This window comes from Nitrospira sp. (genome assembly GCA_015709715.1).
Taxonomy (GTDB): domain Bacteria; phylum Nitrospirota; class Nitrospiria; order Nitrospirales; family Nitrospiraceae; genus Nitrospira_A.
The window spans coordinates 2,380,921-2,405,883 of the sequence record CP054184.1; the positions used below are offsets into that span (position 1 = coordinate 2,380,921).

Below are 24,963 nucleotides of genomic sequence, written 5' to 3' on the forward strand. Positions count from 1 at the left end.
AGCACTGAACTGGAGGCGTGCCCCATGCAGCAACAGACGTTTGCCGAAGTCTCGTTTGAACAGTATCGCAAGCCCACCCGCCGGGAGCAGTTTCTCAACGAGATGAACCAGGTTGTTCCATGGGCGGAATTGGTAGCGGCGATCGAGCCGGTCTACCCCAAGGCCGAGGGCCCAGGGCGTCCGCCCGTGGGTGTCGAACGCATGTTGCGCCTCCATTGTCTGCAACAGTGGTTTAACCTGTCGGACCCGGCGGTGGAGGAAGCGCTGTACGACTCACACGCCATGCGGCAGTTCGTGGGGATTGATCTGGGCCGCGAGCCCGTACCGGATGAAACCACCATCTGTAAGTTTCGGCATCTGCTGGAAGCCCACCACTTGGGCGCACAGCTCTTTGCGCGGATCGGCGCGTATCTGGCTGCCCACGGGCTGAAGGTCAGCCGGGGCACGATCGTGGATGCCACGATCATCAATGCGCCCAGTTCGACGAAGAATCGCCAGAAAGAGCGAGATCCGGAGATGCATCAGACCAAGAAGGGGAACCAGTGGTATTTCGGCATGAAGGCGCATATTGGAGTGGACAGCCGGACGAAGCTGGTTCACTCAGTGGCGGCCACGGCGGCGAATGTCCATGACAGCCAGGTGTTGCCGGAGTTGCTGCATGGACAGGAGACACGAGTATGGGGCGATGCCGCCTATAGCGGGCAACGCGACATGATTCAGCACCATGCTCCCCATGCCAAGAGCTTCGTCCAGACGAAAGCCCATCGCCATCGGCCCTTGAGCGAGACGGAGCGGGCCCGCAATCGGACGAAGTCGAAGGTTCGTGCCAAAGTCGAGCATGTGTTCTTGGTGATCAAGCGGATCTTCGGGTGGGCCAAAGTGCGGTACCGGGGGCTCGCGAAGAATGCGCACTGGTTGTCTATCAGTTGCGGCTTGGCGAATCTGTATGTAGCACGCCGGCACTTGCTGGCGGCAGCCTAGCGGACGGGGGTGCGAACGGGGCGCGGGCCGCCTGACGGCGGAGGAATCCGAGAAAGGCGCTCTCGGACCAGCGGGTTCCCAGCTGATGGCCCGTCTTGATCCACCGAGAAACAGATTGCTTCGTGGAAACGCGAATTAATCAGACGTTCCCTAGATCGGTGTTCAGGAGACTTCTATCATCGGTGCTGACACACGGATCAAGGCTGCCAGTTCACCAGCCAGGAATTCACCGGGTTTCTCAAAGACCAGGGTATCCAGATCAGTATGGATGGGACGGGACGGTGGCGGGACAATGTGTTTGTCGAACGGCTGTGGCGGAGCCTCAAATACGAAGAGGTCTATCTGCACGCGTACGAGACCGTCCGAGACGCCCAGGACGGGATGGTACGGTATCTGACCTTCTATAATCAGCTCAGGCCGCATCGCGCGCTTGACGGACGCACGCCCGATCGCGTGTACTGGGAGAGCGTGCCTGCACGGCCTACGGCCGCGTAGGCGTACACCGCCCGGCACCACTTAGGAACTGAAAGATTCTGTCCAAAGAAGCGGAGCCATCTCACCTTTACTCGGATTTTGCGGACAGTGACCCACTCAGCAGGTGATGGTAACTTAGCGGGGTTGTGCCAATAAAACTCCTGAGCAAGGTGAAAACCGGTTTCTTTACACAAAGCGATAAGCAGTTCGAAATGGTAGAGCGAGCGAGTAGGGCGTCCTTGTTGCCAACTACCCCCTAAGTCGATGACTAGGCTCCCGTCTGGCCTCAGAAGCCTAAAGAATTCTTCTGCAAAACCCATGAACCATGCCACATATTCTGCCTGGGACTTATTGCCATACTCTTTCTTGAAGTGGAGTGCGTATAGAGGAGACGTAAGAATTAAATTTACGCTCTCAGAGGGAAGCTTTCGCATTAGGGAGAGAGAGTCGCCAAGGTAGGCATGGCCCAAAGAGGTGCTATAGAATGGCGTGAATGGAAATTTCATCTCGGCCGAGCCCCAGAGGATTTCCGGCGCAAGCATTCGTTTATAGCTGCTTCTAGAGAGGAATGCCAGGGGGGTGTTGCTGTGAATGGCACGGGGTGCATTATTTTCAAGCACTCTATTTCGTTTGGCCTGACTTCCAGTTTTGCGGTGCAAACGAATAGGTATTCCCAGTGCTTCGTATGATTAAAAAGGCACGCGGCAAGGATATCAAATTCATTTCGTCGATCCTCGCGTATTCGTTCCATCCTTTGAATTGCGTGTTTTCTGCAGCTCGATTCTGTAACTGGGAGGGGAACGAAAAAGTTGCCTGCTCCGTATATTCTTGCATTCGATCTTCAGGGGATGCCCTTGGCACTCCACCAAGAAATCTGGTTGTCCGTCCTTATCCGTCCAAACAAACTCTGCCACAAGCCCCTTCCTTTTTAGTCGCTGGATCTCCTTTAGCAGGAAGTACTCGGCGAGCTTGCCTTTGACATCGATTATCGTGCGAAACCCTTTCTGAATAGCAGATAGAATGTCTGATGCATCCGCGTTCAAGTCGTGCTCCAGTGGATGGGTTCGCATGGTTCCCATCCTTCGGAAATAAGTCACGAATAGCGACACCAAGTGCTTGAGCAATATCTGCAATAACGGCCAAGGTGATATTCCGTTCTCCTCGCTCGATGCCGCCAATGTAGGTCCAATGATGCCCGGCTCGCTCGGCAAGTTGCTCTTGCGTCCAACCTTTCTTGAGTCGCAGCTGTCGAACTCGCATGCCGAGGCGCTGTTGGAGAGGCTTCATGCTGGGAGGAAAGCAGAGGGGAAGCTTATCGGTCTAGAGACTATGAGTATTGCTTGGACGAAGGGAACGTCCGGAGGTTTTTGCGTTGCCTTCGCGAAATCGTGGGGATGTGCCTGTCGCCCATTCGGGGTCTGTTGAACCGGCTAGCCGGAAGAAGTCACTTACTGACTGGAGGAGGAGGCGAGGGTTGTTTCCCGATCATGTTCATGGCCAGCGTCAGCATGGACCCCACGTCCGACAGATTGGCGGGGAGCACGAGGGTATTGCTGCTCTTGGCCAGTTCGCCGAACTTGCCGATGTACTGCTCTGCCACTCGCAACTGCACCGCTTCGTAGCCGCCGGGAACCTGGGTAGCCTCGGCGACCTTCCGGAGCCCCTCGGCGGTGGCGGTGGCAATGGCCATGATGGCCGCGGCGGCCCCTTCGGCTTCGTTGATCTGCTGCTGCTTCTTGGCCTCCGAGGCCTTGATGACCTGTTGCTTTTCGCCCTCCGCCTGGTTGATGGCGGCGTCGCGTTCGCCTTCGGAAGTGAGAATCACCGCGCGCTTCTCCCGTTCTGCGCGCATCTGTTTTTCCATCGCGTTAAGCACGTCTTTCGGCGGGGTGATGTTCTTGATCTCATAACGCAGGACTTTGACGCCCCAGGGTTCCGTAGCCTTGTCCAACTCCGCGACCACCTGACTGTTGATATTGGTCCGTTCCTCGAAGGTGCGGTCGAGTTCGATCTTGCCGATTTCGCTGCGGAGCGCGGTCTGAGCCAATTGGGTGATGGCGAACCGGTAATCGCTGATGCCGTAGGAGGCTCGCTGCGGGTCCAACACCTTCGAATATAGGATCCCGTCGACGCCGACCTGGACGTTGTCCCGCGTAATGCAGATCTGCTCCGGAATGTCGATGGCCGTTTCTTTCAGCGAATGTTTATATTGCACGCTGTCGAGAAACGGGAGCAGGATGTGAAAGCCCGCGCCGAGTGTCCGTGAGTAGCGACCCAAGCGTTCGACCACATAGGCGCTTTGCTGCGGCACGACCCGCGCCGTTTTCGAAATCACCAACAGGACCAAGCCTGCGAGAAATACGAAGACCCAGAGTCCGCCCGGCATGCCGCTCTCCTCCATGATGATCCGCCCTCACTCAGGTTTGATCCACAGGGTGATTCCGTCCACCCGGTCGACGCGGACGCGCTGCCCGTTGCGCAGCGGTCCGTCGCCGCCGTTCCGTGCGTTCCAGACGCTGCCCCGACATTCGGCCTTCCCCAGGCTGCCGGGCGCCAGGTCCTCAAGGGCCAGCGCCGTTTCACCGACCATCGTATCCATAGGGGAGAGGCCGCCCGAGGTGTTCGACATGAGGCGGCGGAGCGACGGCCGGAGAAGGAGCAGCGAGGCCACGGAGATGACCGAGAACAACAGCCACGACATCCAGTCCGGCGCGACGAAGCCCAGCCCGACCAGCAGGCCGACGGCCAGCGCGCCGATGCCGAAGAACAGCATATAGAATCCGCCCGGCGTGACGACCTCGCCGCCCAGCAGAGCGAGTCCCAACAACGCCCACAGCCACCAGCTCATTGCGGCTCCTCGAGCGGGACGGTTTGTCGATCGCACGTCCCCGCTGGCGAAAGTCTAAGCGGCTTCCCGTAGAGGGTCAAGAACTGTGCAAGATGGCTCGTTCGTTGAAGCAGCCGGAAGGTGGTGGTATAGTCCGGCGGTCATGGCGCCAGACAGCCCCGTCAAAGCCCTCGTCCTCGCCTTCACCGACGCATCGGCGCCGGCGGCCTATGTGATCAACCGGCTACAACCGGAGCTGCTGTGCTTCTTCGTCCCGGAGTCGGCCAAGGCGCAGGTGGAGGCGGCCGTGCAACCCTTGGTGCGGCAGATGCCGAAGCGGTGGGATTGGGTCGTCACGCCCGATCCGAGCGACGTCATTGCCTGTCACCAGGCCCTGTCGCGGTCTCTTCACGATCTCTTTCAAACCTGGGACGTCCGGATGGGCGAGGTCGTTGTCGATTTGACCGGGGCTACGGCTGCCATGGCTGCCGCCTTGGCCTCTGCGAGCCAGCCCTGGACCTCGCGCGTCATCAGCCTGGTCGATGCGCAGGGGACGGAGGAATCGGAGCCCATCGTCATCGATGGCATCGGCAAACGCTGGGTGCAAGGGAACCCATGGGATGACGCGGCAGTCGTCGTGCGGCGCGAGGCCTGCGAGGCTTTCAACCATGGCTCATTCAAGTCGGCGGCGATCCTGTTTCATACGCTCGAAGCCAGGGTTAGCGGCGGCCAGAAGCCGCTCTATCGCGCACTCGGCGATTTGGCATTGGGGTATGGATTGTGGGAACAGTTTCACTATCGACAGGCCTGGGAGAAACTCAAGACTTCTTTTAAGGCGCTCGACATGGCCTCGCTTTGGGGGGGACCACCGGGCTTGAAAGCGCTGCTTCCCGCCATCAAGGCGAACAGCGGATTTTTAGAAAAACTCGTGCTGGATCCGGCCGAGGTGAAGGACGGAGTCGTCCTGGATTTGCTGGCCCATGCGCATCGCCGCGCGCAGGTGGACCACGATCCCGAGCGAGCGATGGCGACGCTCGTGCGGGCGCTGGAAGCCGTCGCCCAACGACAGCTATTCAAACAACACAAAATCAAAACGTGGGATGTGCAGCCGGACCAGCTGCCGGCGGACCTCCGCGACACCTGTCGCACCTGTTGCCTGGACGATGTCGATGGGAAATACAAGCTGCCCTGGCAGGGACAATTCCGCGTACTGGCCGGATTGGGTGATCAGACGGGCCAGGCGTTTCTTCGTGAGTGGCCCAAGATGAAGCCGCTGATCGATGCCGCTAACCACGCGGTGCTCGGCCATGGGTTTGAGGCGATCAAGGCCGAGCGGGTGCAGCAGCTGGCCGAGATCGTCATGAAACTCAGCGGCGTCACCGACAACGCGTTGCCCAAGTTCCCGGTGCTCGCTCTCTAGGCGCCGATAGCCGCACCGCGCGATGGATGTGCGCATCTACTACGAGGACACCGACTGCGGCGGAGTGGTGTATTACGCCAATTATCTGAAGTATTTCGAACGGGCGCGGACGCAGTATCTGGAAGAGCGCGGCCTCTCGGTCTCGGGGCTACGGGATCAAGGGACGCAGTTCGTGGTCGTGCATGCGGAGGTGGACTATCGCTCCCCGGCCCGGTATGGCGAGACCCTGATTGTGGAAACCACGCTGGGACCGGTCAGCCAAGCTTCTTTTACCTTTGCCCATGTCGTGCGCGAACGACAGAGTGGTCGCCTGGTGGTCGAGGGCGCGGCCAAGTTGGTGACGGTGGACGATCAGTTGAAGGTGAAGCGGCTCGACAAATCGACTCTGGCTACGTTACAAGGACCTCCACAGACGAGGGGCTAATGGAGAAACTCGGTACATGGTTGGCCATCACCGGCGTGGCAATCGGCTTCGTCGTCCTCGCCTGGCTGCTCTTCTCGGAGAATCCAAAAGATAAGAAAAAGAAATAGAGCCATGATTGCGGCGCTGTCCCTGCTGCACTCGTGAATGGTGCGGGCTAGGTGTCCAGAGGGACCGCCTTGGCTCGGCTGCGGAGAAATGCCAACAGCGGATCGAGCTGAGGCACCATGCTCATGTCATCCACCACCGCGCGCAGAATCTGCCCGGCCTCTTCGACGACCACCTCATAGCTGGTCAGGTCGCGACCCCGTTCTGTTTTCCGTACTCCGATCTCCTGGAGTTTGGCTTGTTCTACCAAATGGGTCAACCGGAGCCCCTCGCTTGGTGACAGTGTGGCGGTATCCAGGTCGCATCCGAGGACGAGACCTCCAAATCCTCCCGTTTGACGGAAGCGCACTTTCATAACGTCAGAATCCTACGGCTTTCCAGGCTTTCACCACGGCCTTGTATTCGGCGCTGCCGGCGCCATACAGGGTGGATGCCGTTTCTGTCGAGCTCTCGACCATATCGTGAAACTGGCTGGTGGAGGTCAGTTTCAATAATGTCTTGTACCAGATTTGGCCGGCACGCTCCCAGGCCTTTCCGCCGATCTCGGTCGCGACCAGGTAGAATGCGTGATTGGGGATGCCGGAATTGATATGTACACCGCCATTGTCGCTCGAGCCATTGTACTTGTTCCTGAGGTGTTTGGGTTGGGGATCGGTTCCCAGCAAAGGATCATTCTCGTAAGCCTTTTCGGCTTTGAAAGTGCGAAGAGATTTGGCGGTAGTCGCCGGACCCATGATGTCATTCCCGATCAGCCAGTCGGCGCTCTTGACCGACTGCCGCCGGCGCCACTGCTTCACCAGGCTGCCGAACACGTCGGCGAAGTGTTCATTGAGAGCACCCGGTTCGTTCGAATAGACCAGGTTGCAGGTGTGTGAAATGATACCGTGTGAGAGTTCATGTCCGACGACGTCCAACGATTTGGTGAATCGGATGAAGATTCGACCGTCTCCGTCGCCATAACACATCTGTTCGCCGGTCCAGAAAGCGTTATTGAGATTGCGTCCCAGGTGGACACTGGAAATGAGACTCATGCCACGATCGTCCAGCGAGTTCCGCTGAAATACTTTCTTGTAAAAATTGTAGGTGGTTCCCGAATGGGTGTAGGCCTCGTTCACCGCCGGATCGTCGCTCCGCGGGTCCCTTTCCTCCCGCATGAGTGTGCCGGGGAGATCGTTGAAGTTGCCGTGCTTCACATCGTAGACCAACCGATGGCATTTCGCGGATGGTGAGGGGACTGCGGCCCACCCCGCCATCATGGCCAAGGTAGACCGGACAGCGCGCGCAGCGGACCCCGCAGCGATGGCGTCGATCGCCAGCTGCCGAACCTTGCTGTCGTCCGACTTGGCCAGCTGATCGAAGACATAAGGTGGAATGATGGAGCAGAAAGTCTGGCACTCAGACGAATGGGTTCTCTGATCAATCTGCATAGGTCACTCCTGCTGGTGAGCCGCGTCTTGAGAGTAGGTGAAATGCTTCGTGAGGAAGAAAGCAATCTGGATGCCGCGAGAGGGAGTGGGGGAAGGGAGTGGATTTGTTCGCGTTAAAATACGGGCAATTCACCCCGGCCGTTTCGATGTAGGGGAGACGTATCGGAAGTGATACCGCTTGTGTATCGCAACGGATACGAACTGAGCGAGGGACCGACGGTGGGGAGAGGCCTTGCTGCTGCCCAGCCACGAGGCTGCCCTACGGAACCCTATGGACGAGACTGAGGCCCGCTGCTTCGCGTGAGGGCATCGATGGGGCCGGTGACTTCCACTTGAACCTTGACTCCTTCGATTGTCGTCGGAAGCTGCTTCGTCACGGTTGCATCGTGAACACCGATCACGATTACGGGGTCGCCTAGGAGGCCTTGTCCTATTCCCACCATTTCCACGCCGGCGATGCTCATGAGCCGACGACGGTTCGTTTCCAAGACTCGTTCTATCGTACTTTGCGGTACGTCGCGCTCGCTGGGTGCGTAGGGCATGGCTGCCTCTTCGTGCGCGTGCTCGTCCATAGTTTCTCCTTGGGCAGAGGGCCTCGGATACGATTGTACTCTCCAAGACGACGTGCTGCAAAGCAGTCTGCCAGGAAGAGGTGGAAGGAGGGGCACGTTTCATTCGTGCCCCTCGCGATCCTACGGTCGCCGTTAGGTGTACAGTCTGATAGCAAGGGCGGAGAGCACGTGGGTGATTCGATTCGCAAAGGTCCAGCCGCCGCCTCCGGCGAAGAGCAGGCCGACCGGACTACGACGACCGTCCCACGTCCAGATGAGCGAACCCGAGTCCCCGCCCGCGCTGAAATCTCCGGACAGTCCCTTGATGCCGATCTGGTCGCGAAAATGGGCTACTCGGCCGCCGCCGTAACCGACGTTTACGCTGACGCCCACCGACATGATACGTCCGGTGGTGATCTGAGTGGTCCGTCCGGACTTGCCGACCAGCATCCCAAGTTGAGCGGCCACGGGCGCGCTGCTGACGGTAAAGAAGCGCGGCTGGCCCTGTTGGAGATAGACCAATTCCTTGCGGACCCGATCCGGCCAAGCCCAACCGGTCGCAGCATCTACGTAATTGACGGTCCCGCCGCTGAAGTTGATGGGAACAAATCGTTCCAAAATAGCGATTTGATCTTTCGGGCACGCTCCACCGTCGTAGGGGCCCGGCTGGCAAATGCAATCACCGTATGCGGCATTGTTTGAATTGGCCAGTACATGGTTATTGCTCAAGATCATCAGGCGCGAGTTGCGGGGCGCACTCAGTCCGGTCGCCAAGCACCCCAATGTGCCGGCGGTGATCCGAAAATGGCCGGCCGAAATCCCTCCCGGGGCCGGTCTCATCCTGAAGCGGTGCGGTTGTGCATCGATGAATCCGGTACGGACGATGGACAACGGAACATCGTCTCCGCTCAGGACTGAAATTCCCATCGACTCTACCATCACCGACTTCATCACGTCCGCCGATGTCGATTCAACGACATAGATTTGCAGGCAGGGCATTCCTGGCTCTAGGCTCATACTCATGCCGTCGGCCTGGCCGTAATCGGATGCGCCCAGCGCGATCCCCACGCCCACGATATTGTTCATTCCGGTGTACGTATCCTCGGCCAGTGCCCTGGTTCTCATGGAGGCGGCCTTCAACTGCTCCTCTACTTGATGTTTGATGTCCAGAAGTTGAGCATCCACTCCCAGGACCGCCGCCCTTGTCTCTGCCGCTGCGGCCTCTTCGGCGTTGTCCGGTGTGGGTTCCTCAAATTGCTCTGTCGTCGCCTCCTCATACTCGTGCTCAGTGTCCTGCGGCGGCTTCGGCGACGGAGGGTCCTGGAATCCTTGTTGCTCGACCCGTCTTTTCGGCTCATCTTTTCTGGGAGTCTTCTCAGCCATGATCGTTCTCCCTCAAATCATGAATTGATGCGATGAGTTTGTCGTGGTGCGACGGCTTCGGCTCAAGGAGCGATCAGCGAGTCGAACGTCGCCTCGCAACCATCGTTCTGCGCGCCGGATTCAGGCTGCGAGCAATAGTGAGTAGGAGCCGCCATTGTCATCCCCTCTTCATGGGATGATCTCGAGTTCCGTCACGGTCGTATCGCTGTCGGGCGCCCGCCGAAGCACGCGAACACGCTGACCCGGTCGGAGCACGCCCGGGTCGACGAGGACTCCGGCTCGATATATGCGCACATTCTCATCCAGCACCACGTCTTCTCTCACGGAGTCACTCTGCAACACTAATTGCAGTGGCCAGCTTTCCATTATGTGAATGATCGTGGTTTCCATCGAGATGGTGTATCCCAACCGAGGCGGACAACCCCTTCGGTTGCCCGCCCACGGTCACCGGCATGGAATCAGCTGTTCCGCCAGCTCATCATGTTGTTGAACACTGCCGTAACGATTCGAGTCGAACTGTTGGGGCAGCCACCATAGGCGTGGATACCGACGGCATGGCGCTGACCGTTCTGAAAGCGCCATGTCGGACTGCCGCTTTGGCCACCGTAGGTATCAAGCATGTAATAGATCTTGCGAGCCGTGACATTGGTCACGCGTCCCGCGTTGTACCATTGGGTGCCGAATGGTTTGTCGCCGGGATACCCCGAATTGTTTACCAGGAGATTCTGTAGAGAGGCATCGGTCAACGCCGCAAATCCGAAGTAGCCCAGTTGATTGCCAAGATTGGGACTCGGCAGGATGATGCATCCATAATCGTAGTTGGGGTCGCTGTTTTGTGTCCAGCCAGTGACGCTTCGGAAGGACGTTCCGATCATGGATCCGTACGGACGAATGGCCCCTCTCATGCCGGGAATGACTTCGATCTGACGCGCCCACCCACCGTTGGCCCGTGAATACACGCAATGGCCGGCCGTCATGACCGCTTTGGGCCCGATGAACCAACCGGTGCAGCCACCGCTCGCACCATTTGGAAACGTGATAATGAGCTTGCAAATCCACCGCCATGGCACGATGGTCGTGTTTGTCACCTCGACACGATCGTCTCTGCCGCACACGGTTTCAGGAACAAATCCCTCTGGTCGACACTCGCCAAGCTCCAGCAGCTCGTCGGTCAGGATTTCCTTGGGCATTCCTTCGCCCAGCGCACGCTGAGGATCAAATCCCGACAAACTCTCCAGTTCTCCGCCAAGCGCGGCCCCGTCGAAGCTCTCAGCGACTTGATCGACGACGATGGCGGCTTCCCCTGCGCTGCCTTCGCCGCCGCCTTCGCTGCTCACCGGAGCGTGTGGTGAACGCGCGGATTCTCCCGTGCCTCCCTCACCGCTGCAGCCACATCCAGGCTTTGAGCCGCCGCTATCGGCCGGCTTTTCAGATTCGGACTTGCTTTCATTGTGTTTCGACATACGAACACCTCCCTTTCCGATCGATGAAGTGAACCGTCAATGTGGGTGACGACGCTTCAGGGAGGAAGCAAAACCGGTACTCAAAAGATGGAGCAGGGGGCTTCGCTTATTTGATGCCGCGATACGAATGGAAGGATTGCTTGGGGCGGGAGACCACGAGACAAGGGTGTATCTAAACGAAAATGCGTGCTTTACCCAAAGAGATACAGGGACATAAGCCTTCCTGCCATCTGCAGAGGCGAGGCTTCCTTCGGCTCTTCCGGGAATGTCTCGTCGAAGTGCGGAGAGAGCGATGGAGACTGACGCCGCCCGCTCTATCGGAGGGGCCGGTGGTCGGAACCGGGCCGGTCAAGATCCAGGCGGAATGGAAGGGGAACGAACCGTCAGCTGGGACTTGCTCAAGAGGCCGTCGAGTTCTCGACTCACCAGTTCGGCGACGATGCGGTGACCGCGTTCATCCGGATGGGCGAGGTCCAGATAGAGACTGGGGTCTTGTGCCAGCACCTGTCCCGCTTCGACGACGACGGCGCCGTACTCGCGCGCCACGGCCCGCACGATGTCGTTGTACTCGCTGTCGAGTCGTAACGGTCGTCCGCCGTGCGTCAATTTCCACGGGGGAAGCGTGAGCATCGCCATGCGCGTCGCCTCGCCCGCGGCCCCCTGCCGTTCAAGTAAGCCGGCCAGGTATTTTCTGGCCAGGTCGGAAAACCAATTGTCCATGTTGACGGCAATGCGTAACTCAGCCTCGGCCTGCTCGTTGCGCCCTTGCGCCAAGTGCGCGAGTCCGGCGCGCAGGTGCTCGGCGTGCGCCGGATTGTCTTGAAAGGTGATGAATAGCAGGGGGACCTCGCGCTCCCGACAGAACCGCGCGATTCCCTCCAGGTTGGCGCGATAGTGCTCGGGCGAGACACGCGTGGGCGCCGTGCGCGCGTCCACCGCCAGGCCACCGTCTCCGTCGCCTTTCAGGAGCCCGGCCTTGACCAGTAGGCGCTGGATCAAGCGGTAGAGATAGATCTTTTCGCGCACGACGTCGGTGCGATGGAGCAGTGCCTCACGTTCGAACTTCTCTCGACTGTCCGCCGCTTCCGCGGACGGCACCACACGCCGATCGTTGAAGCTGAAGGAGGCAATCACCATATCCGGGTGGACGGCATCAAAATATTTGCGCAGGGAGGCATAACCCTGAAAAGACGAGTAGCCGCTGACGCCCAGGTTGATCACATCCGCATCGGAACGCAGCGCATCCAGCACTTCGGGAAAGGCTTGGCTGGTCGGCACGCCCCACCCGAAAGTGTTGGAGTCGCCGATCGCCAAGATGCGCTTGTGGGCCGTATCCCGGACTTGCGCGGTATCGATGGTGAAGAAGCCGTGGGCGTCGAACTCGCGAAGGTACTGCGACGAATCCCGATGCCGCAACTCTCCTGCGACCAACCCGTTGAAATGGGGGCGGCGTTCCCATCCCAGGTCCGCCGCATATTGATACCAGTCGGTCGGTGTCGACGAGAGGTCGGCCCGCACGGAGAAGACGACCCGAGACAGGCCTTCCAACGCCAGGAGTGAGGCGAGGGTCAGCCCCAATCCGATCAGGGGCGCGGTCCAACGACGAGTCATACCCGAACTCCGATGAGGGGTGAGATCGCCTCGCGCGTGCCGATCTGCGCGGGGCGGCGTACGCCGGTTGGATCAGTATTGAGGAAGCGATGCATCTTGCCAAGCAAAGCGCAAAGTTTTGCAGGGGGAGCGGACCCAGAGGCGGCGTAGAGGGAAGATGAAGCCGGGAAACGGGCGTTACGGCGGGGCTGTCAGGTCGGTCCGTACCCAGGTGAGGTAAAAGAGCGCTGTGTATTGATCGTAGCGCGTGCGGCCGATGATCGTGGCCGAAGATCCCTTGTATTCGCCGGTGTGGTTGTCGAACACGTCCAGGTGGAAGCGCGCATAGCCGCTTTGCGACTGCAATTTATAGAGCGTCAATTCCGGCAATGCGAAGGGCACGATGACGCTTTGAATGGGCGGCATGCCGATGAAGGTCAGCCCCTGCATCGTGCCCAGCGCCTCGATGGCAATCTTGACTACGTAGGGAGGGCGATCTTCCCGGTGCTTGATCCGGTACCCCATTTGCCCGAGCGCGACGGCGACCGTGTCCTTGACGAGGAGAAAATCCACCGCCGGGTCCTGCACGACGCCGCTGGTCTGGTCGCGCATGTTCAGCCGCGCGCGATCGATGTAGAACCCGCTCGCTTCCAGATAGACCTCAGCCTGGGCCGGCAGGGTGAGGGTCAAGTTGGTGAGCGCGCGATCCACCGCCTTCGTCAGCAACAGTTGCTCGACGGCCGTGCGGGGAGTGCGGGAAATCTCCTGCTCGATGGCACAGCCGGCGCACAGAAGCAGAACCGCTGCCGAATGCATGATGCCGCGCCAGTGATGGCGACGGTTGCAACCTGCGACGACGCGACGCTCCATAGGAGACCATCCTGCCAAGTTCAGCCGGCCAATTCCACGGAATAGTTGAGGGGCCTCTCCTTTCAAGAGCTTCGGGTCAATACGTGCAAACCGGTGCCTCTGGCTTGCTCCTTGCTCCTCTCCAGGATGAGACTCCAGGAGAAACGTTGCGAAAGGAGGATCAGCCATGAAACGCCGCTATACCATGCTAGGCGCGATCGGCATGATGGTTCTCGTCACCGGCTGCGTCGCCCAGCACACATGCAGCAGTCAGGACATGATTGGGATGAAGGAGAAGGGATTTGCCGTGGACGAAATCAACAGCCTCTGCACCACCTACAAGCTACAGGATGAAGCGATTCAGGCCATGTCACAGGCGCTCCAGAGCGAATTTGCAAAATCCCGGCAAGGCGGTGCTCAAACGACCCCGGTGACGGCGGCGAACGCTGCCCAGGCCCACTCGCCTGGAGGATGGGCACCTCAGGCCGCCACCTGTACGACGCAGGTTGGGACCTGTCGCTTGATACAACCGGTGGATCGCGGGCTGGACTGCACCTGCTTCACGCTCTACGGGCAGATTCCGGGCGTGACACAGTAGGCCGACGATCCGCTGCCGTCTCAGCCTTGGCAGCAGCCCTTGCGGTCCGTCTCCGGCCCGATGGATGAAGCCGGTGCCGCCTCCGCCGCGACGCGCGGTATGCCGTCCTCCGCATCCTTCGCCAACACCAACTTTTTCAGCCGAGCCCATGGAAACTCCGGGCCCGGGTCGCTACGCCGCGTCGGATCGAGCTTGGCGTGGGAGACCACATGCTTCAGGTTGGGGTACTTGGCCCAGCAGTACCGCACGAGCTGCGCGGTCGCGCGGACCTGCCACTCGGAAAAGGCGTCTCGGCTGAGTTGACTGTTCACGACCTCGATGCCGAGCGACCAATGGTTCACACGGTCGACCCCGCCATTGACGTCGGGGTGGCAACACGCGTTGCGCACATGCCATGCGGCTCGGGCCTCCGGGGCGCAGGCCCAGACGAGCTGTCCATGTTGCGGCTCGTCTTCATCGGGCACCAGCCATTGGAACGAGGCCTTGCCCTCCTTCATCACCGAGACGGCTCCTGCTGAACTGGAGCCGGCGGTGGCGTGAACCACCACTGCTTTGATGCCTAAGATCGCATCGAAGATGCGGCTCGACGTGCTGGTTTCCCAATAGGCCTGGATGCCGGGGTACCAGACTTCGTTCAGGATTACGCCGGACGGACGCCCTTTTCGCGGCAGATTGAATTGATACTTGATGGGATTGGGCATGGGGACCTCCCTGGTTCGATCAGCTGTCGGACTCGTTCGGTAGATGCGTCGCTCTGCTCTCTGGTCCAGGGTGCCGGATAGTACCGCATGACATCGGTATCGGCGTTCATTACTGCGAACGGCGCAAGGTCGTCGCCCCGCCACTGTCGGAGCGTGAGGCGGGAGGTGGCGATGGGAGCCTATCCATCCAGGGAGTCGGTGCACGGGCTTCGCCGAGTACGCAGTCTTGATCGGCATAACGCCCATGGTTCGGGGACGTAACGGGGTGCCTGGCTCAAGTCTGGACGCTCTGACAGCCTCTGCAAGGGCGTTCACCCACAACACGCCAGCCGCGATGTTATCGAAGCGAGCACATCGACTCCGATTTCCTCCAGAGCAAGACGAACACCGACGAATCTTGTAGGTTGTGAGAATTCCGTCTGGCTTAGCTAGTCGACCAGGACAATATCAAGGTGCATATACTCGCTTTTCAAGATTTTGCGTCACCGAACGCCTATGCTGTGGGGTGCGAGCCGCAACGCGGTGAAGCATCCCGCACGAGCGCCTTGCGGGGGCAATTTGTGTGACAGATGCGTCACTTAAAATGGGGCACAGAGCTGCCCGACGCTTGGCTTCATCCGCCGAAAACCGCGAAGGGATTTGAGATCGGATGCAAGCCGTTATTGGGCTACGGATCTGTAAGACCTTGCTCACTGCTGACCGACGAGATGGCGAATGTGCATGTAGTGGTCGTCAAGGTGGATTCCGCAACTTTCCAGAAACGACAGAATCCCCTCAAGATCGCCTTTCATTCCGACAACGATTCCACGAAGCTGTTGCTCAACTCTCGCCTTCTGGACCGGGCTGTCCATCAGTGCAAGTTGCGGGTAGACTTGCGACCACACCGCATAATGGTTCTCCATGGACTGTTCAAGAACCTTGATGTGTTGGAGCTGGCTGGGCGGGAGATTCACAAGATCCTGAGCCGTGATCCGCTGGACAACCTGGCCATGGGAGCTTGCAACAATATCCGCATCAGATTTCTCGATCTTGAGTCTGTGCTCCTTTGGAACGTCTGGTGTCGGCCGTTTCGTAATGAACCTCTCAATTTGGTCCGCCATCTTGTCGAACAACTCAATGGCTGATGTGGCGGCGCCAATCGCAGCGATGATTGTCGCTATGTCAACCATATGCCTTACTCCTGTTCTGAAGGGACCTATTCGTCTCGTCGCCCAATTAATAGGCCTTCTGCAGCCTACCCGCGCGACAAGTAGTCCTGATCATCGAAATATCGTGTCGGTCCTCCAGTAAATGGGTGGCAAGTGGTCTGAAGTCCTGGCCACAAGCCATGATAACGAAAGAACATGTCTAAGCGTTCCACGCGCTTTCACCCCCTCCTCCCGAATCCCTCCCCCATCATCACGTCTGCCACGTTCTGGCCGTTCACGTATACGTCGGCGAGCGTGCGGCCGTAGACATCGTGGCCATGGGGTACGATGTCGATGGCTCCTTGCTGCATCAGTTGTCCCAGTCGCAAGGCGGCCTCTCGTCCTCCCGGTTCCGATAACTCCGGCGCGTTATATCCTCGGATGCGAATTCGGTCCGTGCCGTAGCGAATGGTATCGCCGTCCACGGTTCGCACCTGCCAGCTCTCCACGCTCCGGGCGAATCCGCCGATCGAGAGGAATTGACGCGGCAGGGAGCGTAGCCCCCCGTGGCCTCGGGATGTTTTCGCAAAGGGGTTCTTGTGCGGCCGCGGCCCTCGTTCGTGGTGACTCCTCTTGAACCGTGGCGCTTGATGCTGGGAGAGCGGCGCCTGATCGCCTTGTCTAAGGGACCAACAATGGTCGCAATGGAAGGGGCTGGGGCAGTCCGTGGGAGAGGGGGCGGCCGGCGCGGGTGTATAGGTGCGCAGAGTCGAGCGAGGTGCTTCCGAGGGGTCGTAGGCGGAAGTGATCGACGGGAGCAGGTATCCGCACAGGACGACCAGGGGCGCGAGCCGGATGCCGGGCACGAATCGTTGAGCCATGGGACTGCGACCTCCTTGTTTCGTTGCGAAAGAAGCAGTCTCCATGCCATGACAGCTGGGGAGGGTTCCGCGGTTGACAAGCCAAAAAACCGCGTGCTCAAATGCCCACCGGACTCAGGAGTCCTTCACGCATCGATCAGTAGACTCGCGACGATCACGGAGGTTGAACTCATGGATATGTTTGGCAAAGTGGGACTGGTCGAGATTCCGATCTTGATCGCGCCGGATCAAAAGGCCTGGATGGATCGCATGATCAAGGAGGGCAAGATCGCCATTCCCCCGGGTGGGACGCTCGAAAAGGGCTCACTCTATTCGATGTTCGTCCGCATGCTCCTGCACAATGCGATGGAAGAACAGAAGCGGCAGGAAGCGCTGGAGATGGACGACGAGGACGACGACGAATAGGGAGGCTGCCGTTGTATCGGAATGGATGCATTCCGTATCGGTTCCGATACGGAATGCGGTCCGCCCGAATGGGGGTCAGAGGTTCTTGAGCGCGTTGTGAGCCGCCTTGATGGTGCGCTCGATGTCTCGTGGGGTGTGGGCCAGCGACATGAAGGCCGCCTCGAACTGGGAGGGGGCCAAGTACACGCCGTCTTCCAGCATCTGGTGAAAGAATTTCCCATAGGTCTTGGTGTCGGCCTTCTTGGCCGACGCCCAATCCACCACCGGTCCTGCCGTAAAGAACGCGCACATCATGGAGGCGATGCGGGTCTGAGTGAGGGCCACGCCAGCCTTTTTCGCGGCCTTGCCGATGCCATCGGCCAGCGCGGCTGAGCGTTGCTCGAGTTGCTCATAGACGCCGGGCTTTTTCAGCCGTTTCAAGGTCTCGATCCCGGCGGTCACGGCCAGCGGATTACCTGACAGGGTCCCCGCCTGATAGACCGGTCCGGCCGGGGCGATCAGTTTCATGATGTCCTTGGCGCCGCCGTAGGCGCCCACAGGCAGGCCGCCTCCGATGATCTTTCCTAGGATCGTGAGGTCGGGTTTGATGTCGTAGAGGGTTTGCGCCCCGCCGTACTGAACGCGGAAACCGGAAATGACCTCATCGAAGACCAGCAACATGCCATGGGCGTCGGTCAATCGGCGCAAGGCCTGGAGGAATTCCGGCGTGGGGGGGATCACGCCCATGTTACCTGCGATGGGTTCGACGATGACGCAGGCCAACTGCCGGAAGTACTTCTTGATGAGCTGCTCGACCGCTTGGATGTCGTTGTACGGCGCGGTGAGGGTGTGCTTGGTGAAGTCCTCCGGGACGCCGGGGCAATCGGGAATACCCAGGGTTGCGAGGCCTGATCCAGCCTTGGCCAGGAGATAGTCGCTGTGGCCGTGATAACAGCCTTCGAATTTGAGGATGCCGTCGCGTTTGGTGTAGGCGCGGGCGACGCGGATAGCGCTCATGACCGCTTCGGTGCCTGAGCTTACCAACCGCACCAACTCCATAGAGGGGAGGGCTTCGCGAATCATCGTGGCGAGCTGAATTTCCAACTCGGTCGGGGCGCCGTAACTCGTACCGTTGGCGGCGGCCTGCTGAATGGCTTTCGTCACGCTGGCCGGCGCATGGCCTAAGATCATCGGTCCCCAAGACAGCACATAGTCGATGTAGCTGTTCTCGTCCACGTCGTACAGCCGCGAGCCTTTGGCACGGGCGATAAAACGGGGTTGCCCTCCCACCGAACGAAAGGCCCGCACCGGGCTGTTGACCCCACCGGGAATGATCTGTTGCGCCTCTGCAAAGAGTTGTTCGGACCGTTGTGTCTTCATACGCCTCTTTCCGTAAGCCGTGAATTGGGGCGCACCCTACCATGGGAAATTCAAAACGGTCAATGCGCTGCCGGCCTTAGGGTGACACCGGCGCTGACATGGCCATGCCTACCCAGGTGTCCTGACATAGGAAACGCTGGGCGGAGGGACGCGGAAGGCCTAAAAGGGGCAGGAATCGTCACAATGCCGCGTTGTGTACGGACCGACAGAACGATGGAACAACGTATCGTGCTGAAAACATTGCGAGATGGTCCGGCGGGCGTGATTGGTGCGACTCTTGCGCCCCTGCGCTCGGACTGTCGCTCGCTTCGAAGGGGGGATCTCCAGTGAAAGTGCTGTGTGCCTGGTGCCTACGAGAAGGAAAGCCGGCGTTCATGCGAGAGAAGCTGCCATTGGAAGACCCCAGCGAAACGCACGGGTTATGCACCGACCACTTTCACTCCCTCCGCGCCGGAGTGCAACTGACCATGAGGGCGAGCCGATGGTGGGTCCGTCCGTTGACCCGCCTCCGTTGGATGCTTACCGGCTGGGTGCATCGGCGGGTGGGTTGTTGGTTGCCCCTCTGCTGACCAGGCCGCTCGACCTCTTAGCCCAGTGTGCCCCGCAAGAGGTTCAATCCCTGTTCGACCAAGTTGGAATCCGGGAGTTTGCCCTCCGGCGTGAGTTTGTCGATGAGGCCGGGAAGGAGGGCGGCCAGTTGGCCGCCGGCGGCCTCCGAACTCAGCCCCGTCTGTGCGGCAAGTTGTTTCAGTAGGTCACCGCCCAATCCCTGCCGGACCTGTTCAGCCGAGATGGGCAGGTTCTGACCGGTGCCCACCCACGAGTTCACGATGTCGCCCAGACCATTCTTCTGAAAGGCTTGCACCAAGCCGCTGAGTCCGCCGATGTGACTGTTTTGCCCCAACAGGCCGATGACGGCCTGCAGCAGGGGATTCTTCTCACCGCTTCCCAACATCCCCGCCGCTGCCTGTCCAACGTGATCCAAGAGACCCATGCTGACCTCCTGTGAAATGGGAACCGTTCGTTTACCGCGTCGACTTTTTTGCCTTGCCGCCCTTGCGTTCCATGGCCAGAGGGGGGGCGAACCAATTGTGGCGCGCATGTTTGTGTCGGTCCGAGACGACCAGTACGGCATGGAAGGGTAATCCATTGCCCGTCGCGTCGTCCGACTCCTTCAGGCTCCAGGCCTCTCCGGCCTCGCTCAGGATTTCCACAAAGGTTTCGAAATCATCCTCTTCGTCGGGCTTGGTCAAGACCTGATCGGCGTCGATGACCACCACCAGATATCCCTTGGCCGGCAACCAATCCAGATCAGCCAAACATTCTTCCAACGCATCCCAGTTGTGGCCGAAGTAGTCGGGGAAGGAGAAGACTCGGCTGAACTCGTCCAAGAGGCCTCCCTTGGTCTTGCACTTTTTCCCGGCGATCGTCTTGGTGATGAAATGTGCGGGAACGGACAGGACTTTCTCAAGGGACTCTCCCTCCGCCTGCACGTACAGGTGAGCCCAGGGTTTCTTGATCGATTGGAGCGCGGTCAGTGACATGCGTCCTCAGTTCATCGGAGTAAAAGAGTTGTAATGGTCGTGCGTGTAATACGCCTTGTCGGTCCGCTGTTCAATGACGATCCGCTCGGCGCCGCGATTCTTGCCCGGCACCTTCGGATGGACGTCGTATTCCCGATAGCGTCCGCGAGGGAGTTTGCGCTCGCGATTCTGAAAGCTACGCCCGCCGACGTACCCCGGCGGCGGCTCGCCATATCGCTCCTCAATCGCCTTCAACGTCGCCCGGGCGGAAGCGGGAATGGTTTGGTGAGTGTCGGTCCCATCCTGGTCTGTCGTGATGCGGTCGTGAATCGAAGGGGCGGCTTCGGTCGAGAGCGGAGCGGGGATGAAACTCGGTGCTCCCGCCCAGGCGACGCCCAGGGAGAGCAGGAGTACGGCCCACAACAACAGGAGGCGAGCGGTAAATCGAATAGACATGGCGATCACTGATCCATGACTTCGACAGGGTCAGACCCTAACATGTCACACTGGAGGGGTCAATGTGGCTGCGGAGGAGGATTTTTTGCCGCGTCGAGGTGCGTTTGTTAGAATGACGCCAGTGCCGAAAGGATGGACGGCGGATCGAGCTTTTCCCGCCAACAGAACAGGATCATGCGCAAAGCGAAAATCGTCTGCACCATCGGTCCCGCCAGCGATGGACCGGCCGTCTTGGAACAACTCATTCAGAGCGGCATGAATGCCGTCCGTTTGAATTTTTCCCACGGCACCCATGAATCGCATGGCCGCGCCATCAAGGCGGTTCGCGAGCAGGCTGAGCGTCAAGGTGTGGCGGTCGCCGTCATTCAGGACCTGCAGGGCCCCCGTCTCCGGGTGGGAGAGATTCCCGGCGGCGTCACCCTCGTGGCAGGTCAAGTCGTGCGGTTGCGAACTATGACGCTCCGCTCCGGCGGACAGCTCGGCGCCAGGACGGTGCTGGCCGGCGGTGGACCATTGAACATCCCCGTCACCTACCATGCCATGGCTCAGGACGTGCGGCCTGGGGCGCGGATTCTGATCGACGACGGCCTGGTGGAGTTGAGGGCGGACCGAATTGTCGAAGGGGCGGTGGAATGCTCGGTGGTGGTCGGCGGTACAGTGACGTCGCACAAGGGCATGAATCTGCCGGGCACGGCCGTCAGTGCCCCCACCTTGACCGAGAAGGATCGGGAGGATCTGCGGTTCGGAGTTGCGCAGGGCGTCGATTACATTGCGCTCTCATTCGTGCGCGGTGCCGAGGATGTGCTGGCGGCCAAGCGGTTGATTGCCGATTGCGGCGGAGATGTGCCGATCATTGCCAAGATCGAACGCCACGAAGCGGTGAGCGAACTGGAGGCCATCTTGACCCATGCCGATGGGGTCATGGTCGCTCGAGGGGATTTAGGCGTCGAAATGGGGCCCGAGGCCGTGCCGGTCTTGCAGAAACGCATCATCGCCAGTGCGAACCGGCGCCGCCGGTTGGTCATTACCGCCACCCAGATGCTCGAATCGATGACGCGCCATACGCGCCCGACCAGGGCCGAGGCGTCGGATGTGGCCAATGCGGTGTTCGATGGGACGGACGCCGTGATGCTCTCGGCCGAAACCGCCATCGGGCAGTATCCGGTCGAGACCGTGCGAGTGATGGACCGTATCGTGCGTGCGGCGGAGGTGGAGACCGAACCCGGCGCCGTGCACGGGACCCGGACGGAGGCGGGGCAGCTTCCCTTCCCCGAGGCTATCTGTCTGTCGGCTTCATCGGCCGCGGCCGTGACCGGCGCGGCGGCCATCGTCGCCTTCAGTGAACGCGGGGCTACCGCGCGACTGGTCTCGAAACAACGTCCCGTCGCGTCGATCATCGCCTTTACCCCCTTCGTCCCCATTCGGCAACGGATGGCGCTGTATTGGGGCGTCGTCCCCCACACGATGGCGCAGATCCCGACGACCGACGAGCGGGTGGCCGAGGCGGAGCGCCGGTTGAAGGCTGAAGGGCTGGTGCAGCGTGGGCAACGACTCGTGATCTTGTCCGGGACGAGGGTGGGAGAGCCCGGCGGAACCAACCTGATGAAATTGCACGAGGTGAGTTGACGTATGGGAACAGGAGGGGCGCGAGGGCTGTTCTGCCTGCTCATGTTGGGCTGGTTCTGGTCGATGGCGATGCCGGCCGTTGCGCAGACCAATGCCATCTCCCATTCCCCCGCCAAGGTCGTGGAGAAGTACTTCGCCCTGGATAACAAGGGCGTGCGCCTCGACGCGACCTCGTTCGAGTCGGTGGCGAGTCTCGTGGAGTGGAAGGAGGAGCCGGCCTGGGGCAAGGTCATCGTGATCAGCGGCTTCACCGTGCCGGATGATTTTCGCCAATGGGAGATCGTCAATCGACTGGAGGTGGTGGTGCCGGTCGAGTTTCGGGTCTTGGGCGTGATGTACTTGGATACGGCAGGGTTTGTGCCGGAACCGGGAACGGAGCAAGTGCGGGTGCGGGTCAAGGTGCAGGGGGCGCGGTGGAAAATCGTGGAGCCGCTCGTGCCGCCTCATGTGGGGCAGAAACGAATGCTGAATTTTGTCCGGCAGGCCTTGTTGGAAGAAACAGACAGCGCGAGGCAGGCGTCGTTGACAGTCTTGCAGGCCGCGTTGCGAAAGGCGAAAGAATGACGAAGAAAACGGAAGTCGATCTGCTCATCTTCGACCTCGATGGCACGCTCATCGAATCGAAATGGGATATCGCCGACAGTGTCAACCTGACGTTGCGCGATTTAGGGGTGCCGGAACGGCCACAGGAGGAGATTTTCGGGTTTGTCGGCGACGGCGTGAAAAAGCTCCTGCGCCTCGCGGTGGGGGAAGGCAATCAGGATCTCTACGACGAGGCCCTGCGGGTTTTTCGAGGCCATTACCTCGCCCATTGTCTGGATCGGACCATGTTTTATCCGGGGATCAACGAGGTGCTGATGCATTTCTCGGCCAAACCGAAGGCCGTCGCCACCAATAAGGCAATCGAATACACGAACGTCATTTTGAACGGCCTTGGGCCGCAGCACTTTGCCTATGTGGTCGGCGGCGACAACGGGTTCGGCCTGAAACCGGAACCGGGGATGTTGCTTCACGTCATGGAGCAATTGGGGGTGGACAAAGACCGCACCGTGCTGATCGGCGACAGCACCAACGACATCAACGGCGGGCACAATGCGGGGATTCGCGTCTGCGCGGTGGGCTACGGCATGGGTAATCGCCGGAAGATGGCGGCCTGTCAGCCCGATTGGTTCATTGAACGACCGGAGGAACTGATGGAGCTTTTCCTATGATCAGCAGCGGACGCGTGCGAATGGTAGGCGTCGTGGTCCTGGCCTGGTGCGTGGCGGCGACCGTCCCGGCGCAGGCGGATGCTCCCAGCTTGGCCGACCGAGTCATCGAACATAAGTTGGCGAACGGCATGACGGTGTTGCTGGTGGAGCGGCATCAAGCCCCCATTGTCAGCATCAACATGACGTTCGGCGTCGGCGGGGTCAATGAGCAGGTCGGACAGACCGGCTTGGCCCACCTGTACGAACACATGGCCTTTAAGGGCACGCGGAGCATCGGGACCACGGATTACGAACAGGAACAGGCCGTTCTCGATGAATTGGCTCGGGTCGGGACCGAGCTTGACCAGCGCGAGCGGGACGAGGCCACCCGGGCACAAGCCGAAGGCAAGCAGCCGGTGCCGTCCCAGGCCCTGCAGCAACTCCAGCGGCGGTTCAAGGAACTGCAGGAGAAGGCCGGGGAGTTCGTGGTGGGCAATGAGATGGCCCTGCTCTATCAACGGCACGGGGGGGTGGGACTGAATGCCTCGACCGGAAAAGACATCACGCGATACGTGATCAGTCTTCCGTCCAACCGGTTGCCGCTCTGGGCGGCCTTGGAGTCCGACCGGATGGCCCACCCCGTGTTGCGTGAATTTTACAAGGAACGCGGCGTGGTGATGGAGGAGCGGCGGTTGCGGACGGACGACAGCCCGAACGGCCTGCTCTATGAGACCTTTACCTCCACCGCGTTCCAAGCCCATCAATACGGCGTGCCGACCATCGGCTGGGGGTCCGATATTGTGGCGCTTACACCTGCGGCGACCGAGGCCTTCTTCAAGACCTACTACGGTCCGAACAACGCGACCGTAGCCATCGTGGGCGACATCAACCCGAAGGAGGTCATCGCGTTGATCGAGCAGACCTTCGGGAAGATCCCTGCCGCGCCGCCGATCCCGGAATTGGTGACGGTGGAACCGCCGCAGCGTGGCGAGCGGCGGGTGGAGATCGAATTCGATGCCGAACCGGCGGTGGCGATCGGGTATCACAAACCGACCATCGGCCACCCCGACGATTTCGTGTTCGATGTGATCGACGCCGTATTGACGGAAGGCGTGACCTCGCGCCTGTACGGGCGCCTGGTGCGTGAGAAACGGGTGGCCGCCTCCGTGTTGTCCGACACCAACTACCCAGGTGTGCGCGGACCGAATTTGTTCGTGATCGCGGCGACCCCGTTGGCGCCTCATACGGCGGCAGAGGTCGAGGCGGCGATTTACGAAGAGCTGGAGCGGCTGAAGACGGAACCGATTTCCGCCAAGGAGTTTGAACGGGTGCTCAATGGGTTGGATGCGGATTTGGTCCGCTCGTTGCGTTCCAACAGCGGCCTGGCCTCACAGCTGGCGTTCTACCAGACGGTGGCGGGCGGATGGCGGTACGTGTTGGCCGCGCGAGACCGCATTGCGGCCGTGACGCCGGCCGACGTGCAGCGTGTGGCGTCGCAATATCTCGTCAAATCGAATCGGACCGTCGGTGTTCTCGTCAAGAAACCAGCAGACAAGAAAATAGCTTCGGCAGGCGAGGTGGTGCGATGACGGGCCGAACTCGG

At 60.1% G+C, this 24,963-nt stretch carries 30 protein-coding genes; 10 read left to right on the forward strand and 20 right to left on the reverse strand.

What is annotated here, in order from left to right; translation table 11 throughout:
- Positions 1-24 precede the first annotated feature (24 nt).
- Entirely contained in the window at positions 25-981 is a 957-nt protein-coding gene (locus HRU82_11455) for an IS5 family transposase (GenBank protein QOJ35517.1), read from the forward strand.
- 264 nt (positions 982-1,245) lie between these two features.
- On the forward strand, positions 1,246-1,476 hold the full coding sequence (locus HRU82_11460; GenBank protein ID QOJ35518.1) for a transposase: 231 nt from the start codon (positions 1,246-1,248) through the stop codon (positions 1,474-1,476).
- Here the strand turns inward: HRU82_11460 and HRU82_11465 are convergent.
- The 4 genes from HRU82_11465 to HRU82_11480 all read right to left on the reverse strand — a co-directional run bounded on the left by HRU82_11465 (position 1,389) and on the right by HRU82_11480 (position 4,303).
- Positions 1,389-1,961 carry a hypothetical protein gene (locus HRU82_11465; GenBank protein QOJ37188.1) on the reverse strand — a complete coding sequence of 191 codons (573 nt, stop codon included), beginning with the start codon at positions 1,959-1,961 and terminating at the stop codon, positions 1,389-1,391. The genes HRU82_11460 and HRU82_11465 overlap by 88 nt on opposite strands.
- Before the next feature lie 382 nt (positions 1,962-2,343).
- Entirely contained in the window at positions 2,344-2,742 is a 399-nt protein-coding gene (locus tag HRU82_11470; GenBank protein QOJ35519.1) for a helix-turn-helix transcriptional regulator, read from the reverse strand.
- 157 nt (positions 2,743-2,899) lie between these two features.
- Positions 2,900-3,856, reverse strand: a complete 957-nt coding sequence (locus HRU82_11475) for a paraslipin (GenBank protein QOJ35520.1) — start codon at positions 3,854-3,856, stop codon at positions 2,900-2,902.
- A gap of 12 nt (positions 3,857-3,868) precedes the next feature.
- Complete coding sequence (locus HRU82_11480) at positions 3,869-4,303, reverse strand: NfeD family protein (protein QOJ35521.1); 435 nt, start codon at positions 4,301-4,303, stop codon at positions 3,869-3,871.
- 142 nt (positions 4,304-4,445) lie between these two features.
- On the opposite strand from HRU82_11480, the gene HRU82_11485 reads away from it, so the two are divergent.
- Both HRU82_11485 and HRU82_11490 read left to right on the forward strand, forming a co-directional pair.
- Positions 4,446-5,702: a TIGR02710 family CRISPR-associated protein gene (locus tag HRU82_11485; GenBank protein QOJ35522.1), complete on the forward strand. Its 1,257-nt coding sequence runs from the start codon at positions 4,446-4,448 to the stop codon at positions 5,700-5,702.
- 22 nt (positions 5,703-5,724) lie between these two features.
- Positions 5,725-6,126, forward strand: coding sequence for a YbgC/FadM family acyl-CoA thioesterase (locus tag HRU82_11490; GenBank protein QOJ35523.1), 402 nt, complete (start codon positions 5,725-5,727; stop codon positions 6,124-6,126).
- 154 nt (positions 6,127-6,280) lie between these two features.
- Here HRU82_11490 and HRU82_11495 read toward each other — a convergent pair whose 3' ends face one another.
- From HRU82_11495 to HRU82_11530, 8 genes are all read right to left on the reverse strand, one after another.
- Positions 6,281-6,586 carry a hypothetical protein gene (locus tag HRU82_11495; protein ID QOJ35524.1) on the reverse strand — a complete coding sequence of 102 codons (306 nt, stop codon included), beginning with the start codon at positions 6,584-6,586 and terminating at the stop codon, positions 6,281-6,283.
- Positions 6,587-6,590: 4 nt separating this feature from the next.
- Positions 6,591-7,658, reverse strand: a complete 1,068-nt coding sequence (locus HRU82_11500; GenBank protein QOJ35525.1) for a M4 family metallopeptidase — start codon at positions 7,656-7,658, stop codon at positions 6,591-6,593.
- Positions 7,659-7,927: 269 nt separating this feature from the next.
- Positions 7,928-8,230, reverse strand: coding sequence for a hypothetical protein (locus HRU82_11505; protein QOJ35526.1), 303 nt, complete (start codon positions 8,228-8,230; stop codon positions 7,928-7,930).
- A 132-nt stretch (positions 8,231-8,362) separates the two neighbouring features.
- Positions 8,363-9,592 carry a hypothetical protein gene (locus HRU82_11510; protein QOJ35527.1) on the reverse strand — a complete coding sequence of 410 codons (1,230 nt, stop codon included), beginning with the start codon at positions 9,590-9,592 and terminating at the stop codon, positions 8,363-8,365.
- Positions 9,593-9,760: 168 nt separating this feature from the next.
- Positions 9,761-9,958 (reverse strand): hypothetical protein, encoded by a 198-nt coding sequence (locus tag HRU82_11515; GenBank protein QOJ35528.1) that lies wholly within the window; start codon positions 9,956-9,958, stop codon positions 9,761-9,763.
- A gap of 92 nt (positions 9,959-10,050) precedes the next feature.
- On the reverse strand, positions 10,051-11,055 hold the full coding sequence (locus HRU82_11520) for a serine protease (GenBank protein QOJ35529.1): 1,005 nt from the start codon (positions 11,053-11,055) through the stop codon (positions 10,051-10,053).
- A 348-nt stretch (positions 11,056-11,403) separates the two neighbouring features.
- The gene (locus HRU82_11525) at positions 11,404-12,666 is read right to left on the reverse strand and encodes a hypothetical protein (GenBank protein ID QOJ35530.1); all 1,263 of its coding nucleotides are present in this window, start codon (positions 12,664-12,666) and stop codon (positions 11,404-11,406) included.
- A gap of 177 nt (positions 12,667-12,843) precedes the next feature.
- Complete coding sequence (locus HRU82_11530; protein ID QOJ35531.1) at positions 12,844-13,515, reverse strand: hypothetical protein; 672 nt, start codon at positions 13,513-13,515, stop codon at positions 12,844-12,846.
- A 166-nt stretch (positions 13,516-13,681) separates the two neighbouring features.
- Between HRU82_11530 and HRU82_11535 the strand changes: the two genes are divergently transcribed.
- On the forward strand, positions 13,682-14,092 hold the full coding sequence (locus HRU82_11535) for a hypothetical protein (GenBank protein ID QOJ35532.1): 411 nt from the start codon (positions 13,682-13,684) through the stop codon (positions 14,090-14,092).
- 20 nt (positions 14,093-14,112) lie between these two features.
- Here HRU82_11535 and HRU82_11540 read toward each other — a convergent pair whose 3' ends face one another.
- From HRU82_11540 to HRU82_11555, 4 genes are all read right to left on the reverse strand, one after another.
- Positions 14,113-14,793, reverse strand: a complete 681-nt coding sequence (locus HRU82_11540) for an N-acetylmuramoyl-L-alanine amidase (GenBank protein ID QOJ35533.1) — start codon at positions 14,791-14,793, stop codon at positions 14,113-14,115.
- Positions 14,733-14,966, reverse strand: a complete 234-nt coding sequence (locus HRU82_11545) for a GNAT family N-acetyltransferase (GenBank protein ID QOJ37189.1) — start codon at positions 14,964-14,966, stop codon at positions 14,733-14,735. The genes HRU82_11540 and HRU82_11545 overlap by 61 nt, the downstream gene beginning before the upstream one ends.
- Positions 14,967-15,482: 516 nt before the next feature.
- Positions 15,483-15,962, reverse strand: a complete 480-nt coding sequence (locus HRU82_11550; GenBank protein QOJ35534.1) for a hypothetical protein — start codon at positions 15,960-15,962, stop codon at positions 15,483-15,485.
- A gap of 197 nt (positions 15,963-16,159) precedes the next feature.
- Complete coding sequence (locus tag HRU82_11555) at positions 16,160-16,801, reverse strand: thermonuclease family protein (GenBank protein ID QOJ35535.1); 642 nt, start codon at positions 16,799-16,801, stop codon at positions 16,160-16,162.
- A gap of 171 nt (positions 16,802-16,972) precedes the next feature.
- Here HRU82_11555 and HRU82_11560 point away from each other — a divergent pair, with 171 nt between their 5' ends.
- Positions 16,973-17,206 (forward strand): hypothetical protein, encoded by a 234-nt coding sequence (locus HRU82_11560; protein QOJ35536.1) that lies wholly within the window; start codon positions 16,973-16,975, stop codon positions 17,204-17,206.
- A gap of 75 nt (positions 17,207-17,281) precedes the next feature.
- Here HRU82_11560 and hemL read toward each other — a convergent pair whose 3' ends face one another.
- The 4 genes from hemL to HRU82_11580 form a co-directional block, all read right to left on the reverse strand.
- Positions 17,282-18,565 carry a glutamate-1-semialdehyde 2,1-aminomutase gene (gene hemL, locus HRU82_11565; protein ID QOJ35537.1) on the reverse strand — a complete coding sequence of 428 codons (1,284 nt, stop codon included), beginning with the start codon at positions 18,563-18,565 and terminating at the stop codon, positions 17,282-17,284.
- A 586-nt stretch (positions 18,566-19,151) separates the two neighbouring features.
- On the reverse strand, positions 19,152-19,559 hold the full coding sequence (locus HRU82_11570; GenBank protein ID QOJ35538.1) for a DUF937 domain-containing protein: 408 nt from the start codon (positions 19,557-19,559) through the stop codon (positions 19,152-19,154).
- 31 nt (positions 19,560-19,590) lie between these two features.
- The gene (locus tag HRU82_11575; protein QOJ35539.1) at positions 19,591-20,109 is read right to left on the reverse strand and encodes a barstar family protein; all 519 of its coding nucleotides are present in this window, start codon (positions 20,107-20,109) and stop codon (positions 19,591-19,593) included.
- Positions 20,110-20,115: 6 nt separating this feature from the next.
- The gene (locus tag HRU82_11580; protein ID QOJ35540.1) at positions 20,116-20,544 is read right to left on the reverse strand and encodes a ribonuclease; all 429 of its coding nucleotides are present in this window, start codon (positions 20,542-20,544) and stop codon (positions 20,116-20,118) included.
- A gap of 174 nt (positions 20,545-20,718) precedes the next feature.
- On the opposite strand from HRU82_11580, the gene pyk reads away from it, so the two are divergent.
- Genes pyk through HRU82_11600 form a run of 4 tightly spaced genes read left to right on the forward strand, consistent with a single transcriptional unit; the run spans position 20,719 to position 24,949 of the window.
- A complete protein-coding gene (pyk, locus tag HRU82_11585) occupies positions 20,719-22,170 on the forward strand; it encodes a pyruvate kinase (GenBank protein QOJ35541.1) in 1,452 nt (483 codons plus the stop codon).
- Positions 22,171-22,173: 3 nt separating this feature from the next.
- Complete coding sequence (locus HRU82_11590) at positions 22,174-22,734, forward strand: hypothetical protein (GenBank protein ID QOJ35542.1); 561 nt, start codon at positions 22,174-22,176, stop codon at positions 22,732-22,734.
- On the forward strand, positions 22,731-23,381 hold the full coding sequence (locus HRU82_11595) for an HAD-IA family hydrolase (protein QOJ35543.1): 651 nt from the start codon (positions 22,731-22,733) through the stop codon (positions 23,379-23,381). The genes HRU82_11590 and HRU82_11595 overlap by 4 nt, the downstream gene beginning before the upstream one ends.
- Positions 23,378-24,949: an insulinase family protein gene (locus tag HRU82_11600; protein ID QOJ35544.1), complete on the forward strand. Its 1,572-nt coding sequence runs from the start codon at positions 23,378-23,380 to the stop codon at positions 24,947-24,949. Before HRU82_11595 ends, HRU82_11600 begins: the two co-directional genes overlap by 4 nt.
- The last annotated feature ends 14 nt before the right edge of the window (positions 24,950-24,963 follow it).